Below are 16,690 nucleotides of genomic sequence, written 5' to 3' on the forward strand. Positions count from 1 at the left end.
AATTGCTAAGTAAATGCAGATTCAAGACTTACGCATCAATATCAAAGAAACCGGGTTTTTTACCAAATTCTAGGCAGGTATGCAGTATTTTCGTAAAAAACCCGGTTTCTGCCTCCACGACTAAAATTGATAAGTTTATCAGTTTTTGTGTCGGGTTTTGTTGATTATATACTCTCTGATTACTGGCCCGATCGTAAAGTGCGATCGCCCATTTTGTTTTACCGTTTCAACTAATGACCGTCGTCCTAAAGATTGCATGACTTTCAAGAGTTCGGGCGGTGATAATTGCAGGTTTTCTGGTATTTTTGAGATGTCGGCTGGTTCGGGGGTATTGGCTAGCCATGCGATCGCCTGTTGTTCGGATGCGGTTAGGCGATCGCACTGCTGGTCTAGGAGTGATTCTAAGTCACCTAAGAATAGGGTATCATAGGAGAGGAATTCGGAAACGCTACCGCCGAATAAGTCTTGAATCAAAGTGGCAACTATATTTAACCATAAGGGATTGCCTCGGTAAAGGTCGATTAATTCTGACCATTTCTCCGGTTCTGCTAATCCTTTTTCTCTGAATATTTCTTGTGCTTCCGGGCCTAAACCGTTGAGTTGCAGAGATTTGCAGGGGCGGTTTTCGCCTTCTAATGCGGCGATTTCTCTGGGTTTTTCCCAACTCAGGAGGATTAAGCAACTGTTGTGGGATGATTCTGTTATTTGTTTGAAGAATGCGCCGTAATTTTCATATCCAGGTTGGTAATTTCCTGCGAGTTGTCCGCTGCTGAAGATGGTTTGCACATCATCGAGGATGATGAGACAACGGTGCGATCTAAAGCATTCGATAAGTGAAGGTGATGCGGATTCTTGCTGCTGGGACAGGAATTTAATTAAATCAGTTTGGAGTGATGCTAGGGGTGGAGAATTGCGGAGACTTCGCCAGATGATGCGATCGAATTCGTGTTGAATTTGTGGGATTAGTTGGAGGGTAAGGGCGGTTTTGCCAATACCGGATAAGCCTAAAATAGTGATGACGCGGGTGCGGCCTAAAATCCAGTTTTCGAGGGTGGTGAGTTCGGATGTGCGGTTATAGAATAGGTTGGGTTCTGGTGCGTCGCCTAAGTCTTGACATACTTTTGGTTTAGCATTGCTTGTTGGTTCGTTAAACTTATCGTTATATTGAGGTTCAGGTTGTAAATTTTTTGAGGATTGCGAACTATCAGCAGAGATGTTACCAATATGAATACAGCCGTTGCCAAAAAGCGAGATATTTCCAACTCGTAAATTTTCCAGCTTTGCTCTAAAATTTGCTTTACATACTTGTTCCTCGCCTAATGCAACTGATAGAAGTTTCCATAATTTGAAACCAACTTCTTTAACATATTTCTCTGAACGGTTGTGATGCTGTGCAATTTCCTTATATTTCTGATTGTTCCAAGTGCCGCGTAGTATAGCTTTTTGCAGACTATCTAAGTGTTTTCCCGTAGTAGTCAAAGCTAGATGGTCAACAAATTCTAAGGCCTCTTCAACGTCCATTGGTGAGTCAGATGGTAGTGTTTGAGCTAATTGTAACCCAACTAGACATAACTTTTTCAAACTTGACCACCTAAATGTGACTTTTTATGACCAGGCTATTAAGATAAAGTTGCTACTAAATATGACTTTATATGGCTTGACAAACTTTAGCGTTTAGGAAATAATTTAGGCTAATCATAAATTAAAAATACTTATGGAAAGAGCGCTTGGTAAGTGGATAGTTTCAGGTTTCCCTGGTTTAGAATATGTAATGGTTGGGTATCTTTTAGTCGGAATGATAGTAGGGATCCTGGGATTTTTTTTATTTTTTTACTTGCTTAACTGCCTAGTAAGTAATAAAGATCCCTTAAAATATTCAGATCCATTATCTCAACAGCCTAAAAAATATAAGGTTTTAGTAAAGGTTTGCATAGCTTATATAGCTCTAAACTTCTTTCTAATTTTTGTCCCTTATGGAGGTTTATCATCAGGTATTTTAGGTCATTTAGTCTTAATGTTATGGATGATTTCAAATGACCCCAAAGATTCAGGAGCTGGTTTTGTTTTTATATTTGGAATAATATTGATGGGAATTATTGGATGGGGGGCTATTGATTCGGGAATTATTTCCTTGGAAAATTCACAAGGTTGGACATTTGAAGATGAAATGCGAAGGGGTGAACAACTTGAGAACCAAAGGCAAAAAATGATACAAGAGTGCTATGCAAAAGGTGGTGATAGTCTAATTTGTGATCGATAAGGTACTGGTAAACCTGATTGCGATTATTGTCATTTTAGATGTTATCATCTCAATAGCGTAAAGCTAACTGAACTAATTTGGGAAGTTATGAACTAATTGTAGTATGGAAAACTACCCTCTCTTTAGGGAAATTAGTTCAATGGAGACAGGATAGAAAATAGCAGTCCTATAGAATACTAAGGGGAAGACAAGATGGCTAGAGATATAGAAGCAACACCAACTATGTACAAGGGAGTTAGATTCAGATCCAGGTTGGAGGCTCAATGGGCAGTCTTCTGGGATGAGCTAGGAGTGGAATGGAAGTACGAACCACAGACGTTTCTGCTTTCAGATGGAAAGCAATATACACCTGATTTTTGGATAGTTGATTTAGCTTTATGGGTCGAGATTAAGCCTAATGCAAAAATTGCACGCGAAGAGGAAGCAGAGTGCAAATGTTCACAATTAGCTTATGAAACTGGCGACCGAGTATACTTAGACCAGGGTGGATTCGCTTGGCCTATTTCTGAAGACTGGGAATACTCAAATGCCTTTGTTCCAGGGGGTGCCGAGGTATACTCAGTTCTTTTTTTCTATATCACAGATCCTGTTCAAGGAGATTGGATATATCACTCAGAGAACCATTATTGGGCTACCTGCCGTGAATGCGGAAAATTAGGGATTGCCAAAGACCTACGAGAAGGTTACGGTATTAATTATATTTTTTCATGTGAGTGCTATACCCATCAATTTTCGCTACATAGCAAGTCTGAAATAGTAATAAAAGCATACGATAAAGCATTAAGATATTGGAGCTAAAAAAAACAAAATTTCCTATCATAGCTATATAGAGAAATTTCTCACTGTTAAAGCTAACCTGATGATTACTTAATCAAAAGACTGTTTTTATGGAAAGGCGATCGCCCTTACATCCCAATTTGTCAAAAAGCGCGATCGCGCCTCTTCCCCTGTACTTGCAAAAAAAATACATCCAAGATAAACTAGGAAATAGAAACTAAGCAACCTCTGATGCTGAAAGCAAAAATATAATGAAAACTAAAAGCTTCACAGTCATCATTTACAAAGAAGAAGATATGTACATCGCCGAATGTCCAGAAGTCGGCACAATTGACCAAGGCGAAACCATAGAACAAGCGATCGCTAATCTCAAAGAAGCTACAAGGCTCTATCTCGAAGAGTGTCCTTTACCCGACGAAATCACTCCCAGGTTTGTAACTAGCATAGAGGTTAGCTATGCCTAGGTTGCCCAGAATATCAAGTAAGCGAAGTAATTCGCGTACTAGAGCGTTTAGACTTTAAAATACAGTCAATCCTAACAAAGCTATTTAATAAACGTGGTGTTCTAAATAGGAAATAACTCCTGATTCTACTTGCTTTAATACCGCTTGGTGCTGATTTAATTCCGGTAAAATATGCACAAAAACATAAGCTACCGAAACCCCACTTGCTGCTGAAAGCCAGCGGTTGCGAGGAATAGGGGCAAACCGCAACTTGCCGCAAAATAAATGTGTCAGCGCTAAACCAATGCCACTCAGCGCGGTTAAAGCTAAAGTATTAGGAGCCGATCGCAAAGCTGCTGCTATTACCATAATTCTGCTCAACAAAATTAATCCTCTCCTAAAGCTTTAATGACTTGGTGATACTGCTCTTGGACATCTTTCTGGTCTTGCTCCTGAGAGATTTGTTCGCGGCTACTATTTAAAATCATCTCCGCGTGACGGCGTAAAGCTTCTCGTTGTTGGGAATTGCGGGTGTAAGTGGCGATGCAAGCTATAGCTTCCAATAAGCGAATTGTTACCGCCACATCTGATTTGCTGTATTGGCGAATTTGGTTAAATGCAGTATTGACTAAGCCTTCAAACGTCACTCCTTCAACAATGACGCGCAAATTATGTTCATCGTCGTAGCGATAGGGGGAGGGAAAATCCCTTTCAGCGAGGCGGGATAATCCGGCGCTGAGTCGATCGATACAGCGAATCGCAGTAAACGGATCGTTGATACCAGGAGAAATTGCACGCAAGGCAATTTCAACTAACTGATCGATGGGAAATTCTACATCTTGATATTCATTCCGTTCTTTGCCCAGAATAAAAGCATCATTAATTTTTTGGTTCAGGCTTTGATTCACCTGTTTTCCCGGAAAAACCATCGCTACATCGCTACCCTTGACGATAAACTTTCCCGGTCGAGTTTTAAGACGTACAAGCAGATTGTACTGACGGGAAATTTTCATTAATTCCTCGTCATCGATTGCTTGCAAATAACCCTCGCCAGTGGCTTTAATTGGACTTGCTTCCGAGTCAAAATTTGCCGGAATTTCTCCCACTTTTCGCGAGTTGTTCGGTTTACATTCTCCGATTTTTCCGGGAAACAGACGATCTAGAGCTTTGTCTAAATCGCCACTAACCTGAGTAATTACATGGGAGGCTTGAATAATGGTTGATGCGTGATGGATAAAGTAAATCAGTACGCCGATACTGGCAATTGCCAATCCGGTACCAACTGTAACCGAGAGTTGGGGTACAAAGAGACTGTATCCTTCTCCTTCTGCATGAATGGTTCGCAGTACGAGTAAACAGTAAATAAACGTGGCAATGAAGGTGCCAAGCACGATTTGATTGCCCGTATCCTGCATAAAACTACGCAGCAATCGGGGCCCAAAATTGGAGCTCGCCAACTGAAGCGCCACAATAGTAATGGAAAAAGCTGTAGCAACAACGCTGATCATTGAACCGGCAACCGATGAAAGAACCGCTCGCGCACCATCGGCTCCACCCGTGTAAATCCACCTCCAGTTTGGTATATTACCCGTGCGGTCAATTGTCAGCATGGCGATCGCCAAAATCATCGACCCCAGCGCCATCAAGGTTGGGATAAACCAGTAGCTAGAGTGCAGCGAGTCCCAAATTTTGCTTAACTTGACATTTTTCATGAGTTGTGGTGGGGTGGCGATTGTCCGTTGCCGTCAGATTGCGATCGCTGTTCAATTAGTTGTCGCAGAGAACCGCTGATGCTGCGGGGTTTGGGAACTTCGCCATTACCAGCGGGCCATCCTTCGCGTTGACGTTTGCGATCGCCATCCGTCTCTTCGGTTTGGTCGTGAAACAAAATTTGCTGCGTAGGAAAGGGCAAGTCGATGCCATTAGCAGTCAGCTTTTCCTTAATCGCAGAAAGTACCTTGTCGCGCGATCGCAAATCGTCAATTCGTCGCGGCGGAGCAATCCACCATCGAGCGCGGATATTGACGGTACTTCCTGCAAGTTCCATCAGCAGCACGTCAGGAGCAGGGTCATTCAAAACCTCATCCACACTGTGCATGGCTTCCATCATTAACTCCTTGGCTCGGTGAATATCATCCCCGTAGCCGATACCAACGTCGTATTCCATCCGGCGTTTATCAAACGCGGTATTCACCATAACAGAATTGGTGAACAATTCCGCATTGGGAATTACAATCCGGCGACCATCATAGGTTCGGATTGTTGTAGCGCGAGTTTCAATATTTTCTACCGTTCCCTCAAAGTTTTTAAACACAATCTGGTCATCGATTTGGAACGGTTCCGTCAACAGAATTAGGATACCAGCTAGGAAGTTTTGTAAGATATCGCGAAAGGCAAAACCAATCGCTACCCCGCTAATTCCCAGCAGTTGCACCAAATCGCCTGCTCTAAATGTGGGAATTACAATCGACAAGGCAATAAACAGACCAACCAAAACAGTAATACCCTGCGCTAACCTTCCCAAAACCAGTCCCAAATTCCGGGATTGGCGGTGGTTGCGAGTAAGCCGCCTGACCGCTCTCTTAATTGACCTCCCAACAAAGAAAAAGATTCCGAAAACAAGGAACGCTAGTATCATATTAGGCAGCAGGACAATGAAGTCATTGATCATGCTCTCAATCTTGTCCCAGACTCCAGATATTTCTGCTGTCATAAAAGTTCCTCTTGCATCAGTCGTTATTGATAGTAGTGAAATTAGCCACGTCAAACTCTATCTTAAGGCTGTAGATTACTTTAACGTGAGACTAATTTAGGACTTACACAGCCCCAGTAAATATTGGGGATGGTTCGTTAGGCCGAAAGCTAACGCACCAACAATTTTTTTCAAGTGGATATCGAAGCCACATCTTCACCGTTGAGTTTTTGTGCGATCGCATCCAGCACCCTCTGTTCTGCTTCAGAAACCTCTCCGCTATTTTCGGCAATGCGACGGCATTGAGCTAATAGCGGTACTGCAAAGTCCGGGTTAAGTTGCTCTAACAATGCACCCAATGGTTTGGGGGACTTGATGTTAGCAGCAATCCTTTGGAGAGAATCGGCATTTAATTGCAATGCCTTCAATTCTGGCAGAATATCTTCCCAGTTTTTGTTGGGATAACTTGCCAAAATCATGTGAACCATAATTTGATCCATTCCTGCTTGCTGGGCGATCGCCACATCAAGATATTTCTCGCTTTGTTGCTGAATCGCTTGCAGCGTTTCGGTTCCAGGTTCTTCAGTCTCTTCCCTCACTTTGGCTTCGTAAAACTCGCGCGCCGCATATCCCAGCGCGTACAGCATCGTAGCATTCGTACTCGCACCAATCATCGCGCCAGCCAGCGGTACGTTGCGTAAAAAGCCCAAACCAGCTCTCATGGCGTTGCTACCGCCGAGCGCTAACCCAAAAATTGCCAAAACCTCACCTTTTCGGGCTGGCTGTTGCAAATCCATCCCATAAGCGGCGGCAATTTCATAAACCATTTCGGTTTGAATCGCAGTAGTCGCCGCTAAATCGATCGCCAGCAGTGCAGCCGCGACACCCGGTAAAATGCTGCTAGCAAATCCGACACCACCGGCTTGAATCGCTTTTTCCACCATAATGCGATGGGCAATTTCGCTGGGATATTCATTGGGATACTTTTGTTGGAGTTCATTGACTTGAGCTTCGGCTTTGGCTAAGTCGATGCGATCGCTGACCCCAACTAACCAATCAAGCCTGAGTACCCCCGCCACTTGTTTAACAAAGGGAAGATTGCCAACATAAGTTACCGCATCTCCGGTTCCTTGCGTCGCTTGTCCAATCAATCGATAAGTTTGTTTAGCAGCAGCTTCCCCCCAATCAACTGCTGTATCAACAACCGCTTTGCCTGTATTCAGTGCAGATTCTGTTGTCTCGGCAATGAAATTTAACAAACCAGGTTTTTGCTGTGAATTAGTTTCTTTTTTGGGGTTTGATTGGTCATCCATCACTGTTTTTTCAATTAACTACAATACGCCAGGTTTTCAGCTTGGACGTAGCCTCTCAGAGGCACTGTAATCGGCACCCAACCATCTGTTCCTATACTTTCAATCGTCACTCTTCGTCCACTCGCGACGACTCCAACCCTTTCCCCATCAGTGGAAGGTGCTTGATGTACATTAATTCCTCTGGCTGCTGCAACTTGGCGGCAGTCAGTAGGAGGCGGGGCGGTTGCGGCTTCACACGCTCCGAGAAAACCACCATATACGTAGCCTTGTAGCGGGGCTGAAATTGGTACCCAGCCATTCTCACCAAGATTTTGAATCGTCACATTTCGTGCGGAACCGATGATACCAACCGCTTCGCTGTTAGCCGTCGGTTGTCGCCGAACATTAAGGCCATTCCTCGCAATAACCTGGCGACAGTTGTCTGAAGCTTGCGCTAGTAGATAGTCACCTTGAATCTGTTTTTGATTTGTATTAGCGGCGAACGAGGGAGCAACTAATACCGTTGCCGTTAACAAGATCGAACTTGTTAACCTGGTATATTTTTGCCAGATACTCTGCTGTTGCATCGCTTTATCTCCTTTTAAATCTCTATGCCAAAACCTTAGAAAAGGTTTTTAGCTTGTTCATCTGTCTTCCCCCTTGGAGACCCCCACGCTCACCTGTACTCAGGGAGCGTGGTGGGAGTCCAAGGGGGGCAAGGTTTATGCTGCATACGAATAACCATCCTTTCTGTGAATAATTGAACAATATTTGTGGCTAACCCCCGACACCAATTCTGATGCGGAAATATTAAACGAACCACTTGTTCTGACGGCAACACGCCCAACATATTTACCAACTTTCTTGCCAGAAGTAACGATTGCTTTGACAATATCTCCAGTTTGAAAACCTTTAACAAACTTAAGCCGGGGAACATAGCGACATGGAAATCCAAACTTATCGGTACGACACATTTGGCGCGTCCCATGCCCAGTAGCTTTAATTAACAACGGCTTGTTTGTTAAAATTTTCAGCGATTCAACGTTCCCAACACAAGCTGCATCTAACCAGTGAGTTTTAGCTAGACTTAATCGAGTGCGATTGAACTTTGTTAAGCCACCACTGCCAGTAGAAACAGGCAAACCAATCATGCTAAGCCGATTAAATAATGCCCAACGAGTTGAATTGACGGCTGTCGCATCTTTTAAAGAACGCTTTGCTTGAGACAAAACCCGTTTTAAAACATCTGGCTTTTTAGACAGGAATTGCTCTATATTTTGAGTTCCTTTCTTGATATTGCACTTTTCACAAGCAAGGCAAAGATTAGAAATGCGATTAGAACCACCCTTAGCTTTGGGATGAATATGTTCGACTTGTAATGGTGTATTTGTAATACCACAGTAAGCACACTTTCTCTCCCACTTGTTGAGCAAATATTCCCGAACCTCGTAGCCACACAAAACGCCTTGTTGGTACTCAATTCCAGAAATTTCCGGGTTTTCTAATTGTTGTAAGTCAAACCGCACAAGTTCTTGAACAATAGAAACAATGGGGGCTACTTTCATCAATTTAGTCACCCATGTTATAGTTGTTTCAACGCGATGTTGCAAACTTGGGGCTAGCCAACCTTTAAGGCGAGTTCTATTTAGGAATCTAGCTGGACGATAACGAGTATGGCGATTTCTCCGGACTCTACGTAATGAACGACGAGATTCAAGGCTGGCTTTAATAGCTTGACCTCGGTGAGTCAGTTCTGCGCCAAAGATTACTTTTTCTCCTTGCAGTAATGCGAACCCAGTGGTTTGAGAGCCAGGGTCTATTTTGAGAGTGATTGGTTTTTGGGTTGCTGTTACCTCTACCTTGAGAATTAGTGTGAATGGATACCCTTTAAAAACAGCAGCTTTGCCATTAGTTAGCAATTTACGGGCCATTCCTGGGTGGATTGGATTGAGCGGTCGTTTTTGGGTATCTAGTACAAAAACAAAGTTAGACATTTTAAGTCCTCCCTTTCGGGGTAATGTTAGCTTCGTCAATGTTTAAGGTCGGTAACTATCTTAAAAGCACTGGCTTAACCCTTACACCTGTTTAACTTTTAAGTTCTAGAGCAGAGAACTAGCAACGCATTCTCTGGTAGGTCTTTAACACTTGCCTTAAACGTAGTGATTTAACACCTAGACTGGTCAACTTGGCAATTTCTGTGCCCCCACTATATCGGTACTCCGATTAGTGGTGGGTGGTTGACCGCTAATCAAGCATAAACGCGAGGTTTGCGAGCGCCAACAGCACCACCCATCATTGCCGCTGCCAAACTCAGCAAAGAGCCAAGTAGAAAAGACCAAGTAGCTTTAGCTGTATTACCAGCTATATCGCGAACTTGATTTGGGCCTACATTCTGGGCTTGATTGGGTATATTAACGCCGCCCTGTTGTTGTACTTGATTGGCAATTTCTCCAGCATTAGCAGCGGCAGCGCCAACAGCACCCGATATCCCGCTTCCTAATAACCAAGCACTAAGTGCTAATGTAGCTCCCCAAAGAATTGCTGCATTCAAAAATGCTGTTTTCTTGGTCATCGGGCCGCAGCTTTGAGCCATCACCCAACCGCCTAAAAAAAGGGAAATCAGCAAACTGATAATCGACCAAATTACGACCCCAATACCAACGGAACCTGCATCCGCGCCTGTTGCACCTGCGGTTAATCCGATCGCCATTCCCAAAGCGCTTAAAATTAGTTGAGTACCCAGAGCGATCGCAATTCCTGCCAAAATTGGCCCCCACCTCACTCGATCGTGGTAATCCACCAGCGGATTGACGATTGTAGGCTCAGTGAGTGGACTGCCCGATCGATCTGGATAAGTCATAAAAGATTAACCCCTGCGTTACGTGAGCATTTTTTTTCTTGAAGGTAATTTAATTTTACTTAATCATCATTACCAAAATATCTACCGATGGGCATAATCTTTTTAAGTTAAAATTTTTAAATATCAAAAGTAGTAACTTCGATCCTAAAATGGAAATTTCCTTTAAAAAAAAACCAGCAGATCCTTTAGAGATGCCCTTGATTTTCTAGGATATCCCCTAGTTAAGGTGATAGTTAAGGTGATAATAAAACCTAATAAATCCTTGTGATATTTGCTGGCAGAAACGTTGTAGGTTCGCTCCACCCAACCTACGAATGATTAGATAAATTCACCCTTTTGAGTACAGGAATCCTAAATTCATCTACCTAAAGATAGAAAAATATAAAAAATTATCGCTATTTTGATGATTCTCAATTTGCTGAATCATTCATAAGAAGGAAGTATTAGACCTGATATCTATCTAAAGTAGGTACACAAGTTGATGTAGATAGTACAGGAAACAACAATGTTACTTTACAAAATTGAGGATTTTAATCCCAACTACCGCCAAGCCGCTTTTGAGGACGATGATATCAAAGGGCTGGATGTGTATGGCGGAAGTACCGATGATAAAATTGGCACGATCGATACTGTGCTGGTAGATGAGACAGGACGTTGCCGCTATTTTGTGGTAGAGACTGGTTCTTGGATTTTTGACAAAAAAGTTTTACTTCCCATCGCTCTTTGTCACATTGATTTTAATGGGCGGCGTGTTTACGCTACAGGTTTGCAGAGTAAAGACAAAGTGGAAAAACTACCCAGGTATGAGCATGGGATGGCAGTTGATTACGATTATGAAGAACAAGTGCGGGGTATTTATCGAACTTCAACAGTAGAAGCGTCTGTACCAGTAGAAGCATCATTACCTTTAGAAGCACCCGTTCCAGTTTCTACAACGCATTCTGTCTTGCCTCAAGCTAGTAATCCTGCTTATGACCGGGATACCTATACTTACGAGCGAGAGCCCCAATTGTATCAGATGAACGAACAGGATCATCAAAAACTCAAACTGTACGAAGAACGATTAGTTGCAGATAAAACCCGTCGCAAAACAGGCGAGGTAATAATTGGCAAACAAGTTGAGACCAAAACGGTACAACTGGAAGTTCCTGTAGAAAAAGAGCGAGTTGTGATTGAGCACACAACTCCCGAATATGTAGGGAGTCGCGTAACTCCAGATACCGCCTTCAATCAAGAAGAAATGGCACATTTGGAAATCTACGAAGAAACCGTCAATATCAAAAAGCAAGCGTTCGTGCGCGAGGAAGTGCAAATCAGAAAAGAAGTTGAGCAAGATACGGTTGAGGCAACAGACACAGTACGTCGCGAAGAGTTAGATGTTGTAAAAACAGAATGGGAATCGGATAGAAAAAAACGTAATCCGCTTTAACTCAGCCAAAGAGTATCGTTAAAAATGCAAAAATCAGGAGGAAATTTATCATGTCTACTCGCAGGCATTTACCATCAATCAGCGTAGCATTTTTAGCTTTAGCCGTTAGTGTCAGTGGCACTGGCTTTGTGCTAAGTTCCCAGCAAGTTGCTGCTCAACAAGCTAAATCGAAATTTCCTGATGTACCGCCGAATTACTGGGCGCGTCCGTTTATTGATTCCTTAGCTGAAAAAGAGATTGTTACCGGATATCTAGACGGAACTTTTAGACCCAAACAGGCTGTGGATCGGGATGAATTTTCGGCGATGATCCGCCAAGCTTTTAATCGAGCCAGCGTTAGAAAGATACCGAGTGGAAGTTACTTTAAGGATGTGCCTAAAAACTACTGGGCAGAAACTCCGATTCAAGAAGCTTATGAAACGGGATTTATGAATGATTTTCCCGGAAATGAGTTTCGTCCGAAGCAGTCCTTGACTAAGGCACAAGCATTAGTTGTGTTAATGAGGGGTTTAAATATGGATTACAATCCCCCTGTTGTCAAAACCGATCGATCTGCTGCAACTCCAGCAAGGCAAACTCCAGTAAATAAACGTCGAATTGCTAGGAACCGTTTGGCATTTCCCCTCGCAGCGACTGTTTTGATGCAGCCGTTATTACCTGTAGTCGCAAGGCTGCAGCCTGCGGCTGCGCCCGCATCTAAATCGGCTAAGACTGTTCCACCAACAACGACAAAAGCTGCAACTGCGCCTGCTAAAAATTCGGCATTAGATTTTCTCAATTCGTACTATAAAGATGCCGATAAACTTCCTAAATATGCGGTTGAGCCAGTGGCAGCAGCGACAAAGGCAAAGATAGTGGTCAACTATCCAGATCCCAGAGCTCTTAATCCGAACGAGTTGCTGAGTCGGGGTAGTGCTACTGCCCTAATTCATCAAGCTTTGGTCAATCAAGGTCAGATACAACCGCTTCCAGACAAGAATACTGCTAAGTACATTCCTACGAGCCCACGTCGCTAGTTCTTCCCTCAACATTAACTTTTTTACCCCTGGATTCGATTGACTCGAAACCAGCGATAGCCGTAGGCTTCTAAGGGAATAGATGGCGATTCGGCATCGAGAGATTCATAGAGCCGATCGCCAAATAAGTCGCACAGATTGCTGTATTCGTTAGATTTGAGCGTAGCGGTACAAGGTTTGTCGGCGAGATTGTGGACAGCAATCACCGTCCTGCCTTCCCAGTCGCAGCAGTGGGCTAACACCGAGGGACAGTCGGTTTCCAGAAGGTGCCACTTGCCCCTACCCAACTCAGGACATTGCTTGCGGATGCTGATTGCACGTTCCATCCAGTTAATTAATGAGCCAGGATCGCGCTGCGCTGCGACGACATTGACTTGTTTGTAACCGTATTCTCCGTTGGCGATCGCAGGTCTGGCAAGAGTATCAGTTGCAGCCGTCGAGAAGCCACCATTCGCTGCATCTGACCATTGCATCACCGTGCGAACGCTGTCTCTACCTTCCAGCGAAAGGTCATCCCCCATGCCAATTTCTTCCCCATAGCGCAGCATGGGTGTACCAGGCAGGGTGAAAAGCAAGCTGTAGACAAGTTCAATCCGGCGACGAGATCCTCCCATCATCGGTGGTAAGCGGCGACGAATCCCGCGCCCGAAAATTTGCATAGTTTTCTCAGGGGCAAACGCTGCAAAAATTTCCTCTCGTTCCGATGAAGTAATGCGATCTAGCGTCAGTTCATCATGGTGGCGCACAAAATTAAGCCACTGACAAATATCAGGAATATCCGGTAAGGTTTTTAGTCCCTCGCGCAATGCTGTGGATTCTTGACGCGCCAGGGCCAAAAACAGATGCTGGTTCAGCAAAAAGTTGAACAGGATGTGCATTCTGTCGCCCTTAGCAAAGTAGATAGAAATTTGCTCGCGATCGACATTTGCTTCTGCCAGCAACACAGCATCACCCTGACGCGATGACACAAAATCTCTCATTTCTTCCAAGAAACCTCGCAGCTTTTCGGGGTCTGCACCTTCGATGCCAATTCCTTCAATTAAAAACGGAACAGCATCAATGCGAAATCCAGACACGCCCAGTTCTAGCCAGAAACCCATAATTTTGCAGATTTCTTCTCGTACCGCCGGATTGCCAATATTCAAATCTGGCTGTTCTTTATAGAAGTGATGCAAATAGTAAGCTTTTGCTTGTTCATCGTACTCCCAAATACTGTCCTCGACATCGGGAAATATCAGTTGTTCTGGATCAGTTTTGGGTGGATTTTCTGACCACACATAGTAATCGCGATACTTGGAGTTTTTATCGCTTTTGGCTGCCACAAACCAAGGATGCTGATTGGACGTATGATTTACTACCATATCGATCAGTACGCGAATGCCTCGTTCCCTTGCTTGGTGCATGAACTCGACAAAATCTCCCAGGGTTCCCAGTCGCGGATCAATGTTGTAGTAATCCATCACGTCGTAACCATTGTCCCGGTTAGGGGAAGGATAAAACGGCAGCAACCACAAACAAGTAATTCCTAGCGCGGATAAATAGTCTAGACGGTCGATCAGTCCTTGAAAGTCGCCGACACCATCGCCGTCCGAGTCCATGAAGGTTTCAACATCGAGGGAGTAGACAATTGCGTTTTTATACCAGAGGTCTTTCATTGCAGTAAATTTCTTAATAGAGAAACTGTTGGAAATGGCTTTGTTCAGAAACCCTGCCACAGGGCTATTTAGGAAGCTGAATGCCACCGATATAGCTCATTTTTAGGAATATGAGCCTAAGTTTTGTTTGTCCAGATTCAAAATCTATCCATCTCAAGCTCGATGAAATATCTGTCGCTATAATAAATCAATTACGAAAAAAAATGGTTGCTCAGACTGACTACCATTAGCAGGAGCGATCGCTATTTCCGATTAGATGTTCATGCAAATAGCCAACTTGTTTAGCTTGTAGCTGCACTGTCTTCGCTCTCTGGGAGCCAAGGCAGTGCTTTCGCCACCAACCTTAGTTAAATCGGCCAGGCCTTGTCAATCATAAGGACATAGAAGTTGTGTTTGCCTTTAGCGATCGCCCATGGTGCCAACTACTCTTCTACCCAATTGAGTAACCCAAGAGAAGTAACAGCTCCAAAAAAGTGAGCGCCAATCAGATTGACGTTGGCCATCGTCACAAAAATATCTAGAGAACGAATCACATTTTCTGGCGTATAAGCTGCGAGCGCTTGCGGTTGACTCAGAGTTTTTGCTAGGACTACAGCCACTGTTTCTTCAGATGCGACAAACGCGATTAATACCCCCACCAAACTAGAAACTAATCCAATCCGTAAGGTGTGAGTAATATGTTCTTTGCTGGGATATACCTGGGAATTTTCGGCGTGCAAAAGTCGGCCTAAAAGCCGATAGCGAAAATCCCAAAATATTCTAAACGCCAGCAATAACAGGCCCACTATTGCTAAAACTACCCCGAAACCAATACCTGCATTATTGGTTTGTTCGCCCATGTTGCGACCCAACATAGCAAATAATAAAACAATGCCGGAAACAGCACCCAAGAATAACTGTATCCAGAAGCTAAATCTACTAAACAAGCGAAAAGTTGCGACGAATTCGCTTTGGGTCAGCGGTTGCGGCACGGATTCTGGTTGATTCATTATATCCACCTTATTGCTGAATTGAGCATCAAAATAAACGAGGTAAGAAAGAGGTTCTGCTTGTCTTCCTGTCGCAAGCGATCGCCTGGTGGTTAGCTATTAGACTTCTGCAGAAAACTCGGTTAAGGGCAGGACAGGATGCCTAACCCCTACTCCCCGCAGTAGTTATGAGAGAGGTGTATTGGTTACTGAGGAATGGCTGACGGATATACTCCTGTAGCAACTAAGACAGGTTTGTTGGTATACTCGGCTTCTAGCTTCTGCTTCAAGGTCAAATCCCATTGCAGATCGTAGTCCCGCTCAAGTTCAGCGACGACAAACGAACGCAACTCGCCGGTTACGGCAACCTTCTCACCTTCTTGCACGGTTGGTTTTGGAACTGTGTGTATCACTAACAAGTCTTGTCCGCCAATTAATTTGTCTTCATCCAAAGTGAACGAGTTTGGACTTCTGAGGCTTTCGACTTCACCGCTCACCGCCAGTGTCTTGCCGTAGTATTTTTGGGGGTTTGAGGTGAGTTCACCCGGTGTGGGGGCTAGCGCCATCGATTGTGCAACGATCGCAGGTTTACTTTCGTACTCAGCGTACAAGTTTGGCTCTAAGCCTAATTTGTACTCGCGCTCAATATCTGCAAGGACAAAATTGCGAACTGTTCCTGTTACTTGAACTTCTTGATCTGATTCAGTCGGCAGCACAAAGGGCTTGCCGGTGGCATTGACAACCAAAATCGATTCGGTGCTAAAAAACTCCTTATCGCTAACTGTAAAGGTCGATGGCCCCAATTTTTTGACTGGTTCGCTTCTGATGGTCACAGTTTTGCCAAGCAGTTGTGCTGTGTTATCAACCACATTCTCGGTTGTCGTGGGAACCGTACCGGGTGTTGCAGGTGCAGGTGCAGGTGCCGTTGCTTGTCGCTGTGGGGTAGTACAAGCCGGAAGCAGGATAGCTGCTAGTGCGAGGGCGATCGCTCCTCCCTTAGCATTCGAGAGCTTTTGAGTGGAATTGTTCAAACGATTATTAACCATTGAAAAACCTCCTTGATTTTTTCTGTTTATTTTGTTGATGAAGCTACAGAATTCGTACTCAAAACCGGGTCTTTTTATAACCTAATTCAAAAACACTTGACCGTCAGGGTGAACTCTTAAAACTCCTTAATTGCCATCCTATTTAGTCGTTTCATCTGAGGAGTTGCTGATGCAACAAGAGGCATGGTTGGCATACCGATTAATAAACTGCCAGAGATGATTTGTAATATCCCTGGCGTTTTTTTTCAGGGA

16 protein-coding genes are annotated in these 16,690 nt (G+C 44.0%); 5 read left to right on the forward strand and 11 right to left on the reverse strand.

What is annotated here, in order from left to right; genetic code table 11:
- Positions 1-138: 138 nt before the first annotated feature.
- Positions 139-1,521, reverse strand: coding sequence for an NB-ARC domain-containing protein (locus tag QUA88_RS06655; RefSeq protein WP_333270897.1), 1,383 nt, complete (start codon positions 1,519-1,521; stop codon positions 139-141).
- 193 nt (positions 1,522-1,714) lie between these two features.
- Here QUA88_RS06655 and QUA88_RS06660 point away from each other — a divergent pair, with 193 nt between their 5' ends.
- The 3 genes from QUA88_RS06660 (at position 1,715) to QUA88_RS06670 (ending at position 3,501) form a co-directional block, all read left to right on the forward strand.
- The gene (locus tag QUA88_RS06660; protein ID WP_333270900.1) at positions 1,715-2,260 is read left to right on the forward strand and encodes a hypothetical protein; all 546 of its coding nucleotides are present in this window, start codon (positions 1,715-1,717) and stop codon (positions 2,258-2,260) included.
- 192 nt (positions 2,261-2,452) lie between these two features.
- On the forward strand, positions 2,453-3,058 hold the full coding sequence (locus QUA88_RS06665) for a hypothetical protein (protein ID WP_333270903.1): 606 nt from the start codon (positions 2,453-2,455) through the stop codon (positions 3,056-3,058).
- A gap of 230 nt (positions 3,059-3,288) precedes the next feature.
- Positions 3,289-3,501 carry a type II toxin-antitoxin system HicB family antitoxin gene (locus tag QUA88_RS06670; RefSeq protein ID WP_333148509.1) on the forward strand — a complete coding sequence of 71 codons (213 nt, stop codon included), beginning with the start codon at positions 3,289-3,291 and terminating at the stop codon, positions 3,499-3,501.
- An 84-nt stretch (positions 3,502-3,585) separates the two neighbouring features.
- On the opposite strand, the gene QUA88_RS06675 is transcribed toward QUA88_RS06670, so the two are convergent.
- From QUA88_RS06675 to QUA88_RS06705, 7 genes are all read right to left on the reverse strand, one after another.
- Positions 3,586-3,864 (reverse strand): hypothetical protein, encoded by a 279-nt coding sequence (locus QUA88_RS06675; protein ID WP_333270906.1) that lies wholly within the window; start codon positions 3,862-3,864, stop codon positions 3,586-3,588.
- 2 nt (positions 3,865-3,866) lie between these two features.
- The gene (locus tag QUA88_RS06680) at positions 3,867-5,192 is read right to left on the reverse strand and encodes a DUF2254 domain-containing protein (RefSeq protein ID WP_333270908.1); all 1,326 of its coding nucleotides are present in this window, start codon (positions 5,190-5,192) and stop codon (positions 3,867-3,869) included.
- The gene (locus QUA88_RS06685; RefSeq protein ID WP_333053768.1) at positions 5,189-6,193 is read right to left on the reverse strand and encodes a mechanosensitive ion channel family protein; all 1,005 of its coding nucleotides are present in this window, start codon (positions 6,191-6,193) and stop codon (positions 5,189-5,191) included. Before QUA88_RS06685 ends, QUA88_RS06680 begins: the two co-directional genes overlap by 4 nt.
- Before the next feature lie 170 nt (positions 6,194-6,363).
- Complete coding sequence (locus QUA88_RS06690) at positions 6,364-7,485, reverse strand: hypothetical protein (RefSeq protein WP_333211180.1); 1,122 nt, start codon at positions 7,483-7,485, stop codon at positions 6,364-6,366.
- 14 nt (positions 7,486-7,499) lie between these two features.
- A complete protein-coding gene (locus tag QUA88_RS06695; RefSeq protein WP_333053765.1) occupies positions 7,500-8,051 on the reverse strand; it encodes an SH3 domain-containing protein in 552 nt (183 codons plus the stop codon).
- A gap of 135 nt (positions 8,052-8,186) precedes the next feature.
- Entirely contained in the window at positions 8,187-9,458 is a 1,272-nt protein-coding gene (gene iscB, locus QUA88_RS06700) for an RNA-guided endonuclease IscB (protein WP_333053764.1), read from the reverse strand.
- 254 nt (positions 9,459-9,712) lie between these two features.
- Positions 9,713-10,324: a hypothetical protein gene (locus tag QUA88_RS06705; protein WP_333053763.1), complete on the reverse strand. Its 612-nt coding sequence runs from the start codon at positions 10,322-10,324 to the stop codon at positions 9,713-9,715.
- A 505-nt stretch (positions 10,325-10,829) separates the two neighbouring features.
- On the opposite strand from QUA88_RS06705, the gene QUA88_RS06710 reads away from it, so the two are divergent.
- Positions 10,830-11,753 carry a DUF2382 domain-containing protein gene (locus QUA88_RS06710; RefSeq protein WP_333053762.1) on the forward strand — a complete coding sequence of 308 codons (924 nt, stop codon included), beginning with the start codon at positions 10,830-10,832 and terminating at the stop codon, positions 11,751-11,753.
- Positions 11,754-11,803: 50 nt separating this feature from the next.
- On the forward strand, positions 11,804-12,769 hold the full coding sequence (locus QUA88_RS06715; RefSeq protein ID WP_333270913.1) for an S-layer homology domain-containing protein: 966 nt from the start codon (positions 11,804-11,806) through the stop codon (positions 12,767-12,769).
- Between the two features lie 23 nt (positions 12,770-12,792).
- On the opposite strand, the gene QUA88_RS06720 is transcribed toward QUA88_RS06715, so the two are convergent.
- The 3 genes from QUA88_RS06720 to QUA88_RS06730 form a co-directional block, all read right to left on the reverse strand.
- Complete coding sequence (locus QUA88_RS06720; protein ID WP_333270915.1) at positions 12,793-14,424, reverse strand: alpha-amylase family protein; 1,632 nt, start codon at positions 14,422-14,424, stop codon at positions 12,793-12,795.
- Between the two features lie 422 nt (positions 14,425-14,846).
- On the reverse strand, positions 14,847-15,413 hold the full coding sequence (locus tag QUA88_RS06725) for a DUF3611 family protein (protein WP_333053759.1): 567 nt from the start codon (positions 15,411-15,413) through the stop codon (positions 14,847-14,849).
- Positions 15,414-15,598: 185 nt separating this feature from the next.
- Complete coding sequence (locus tag QUA88_RS06730; protein ID WP_333270917.1) at positions 15,599-16,438, reverse strand: hypothetical protein; 840 nt, start codon at positions 16,436-16,438, stop codon at positions 15,599-15,601.
- Between the last annotated feature and the right edge of the window lie 252 nt (positions 16,439-16,690).

The organism is Microcoleus sp. D3_18_C2 (assembly GCF_036702395.1).
GTDB lineage: Bacteria > Cyanobacteriota > Cyanobacteriia > Cyanobacteriales > Microcoleaceae > Microcoleus.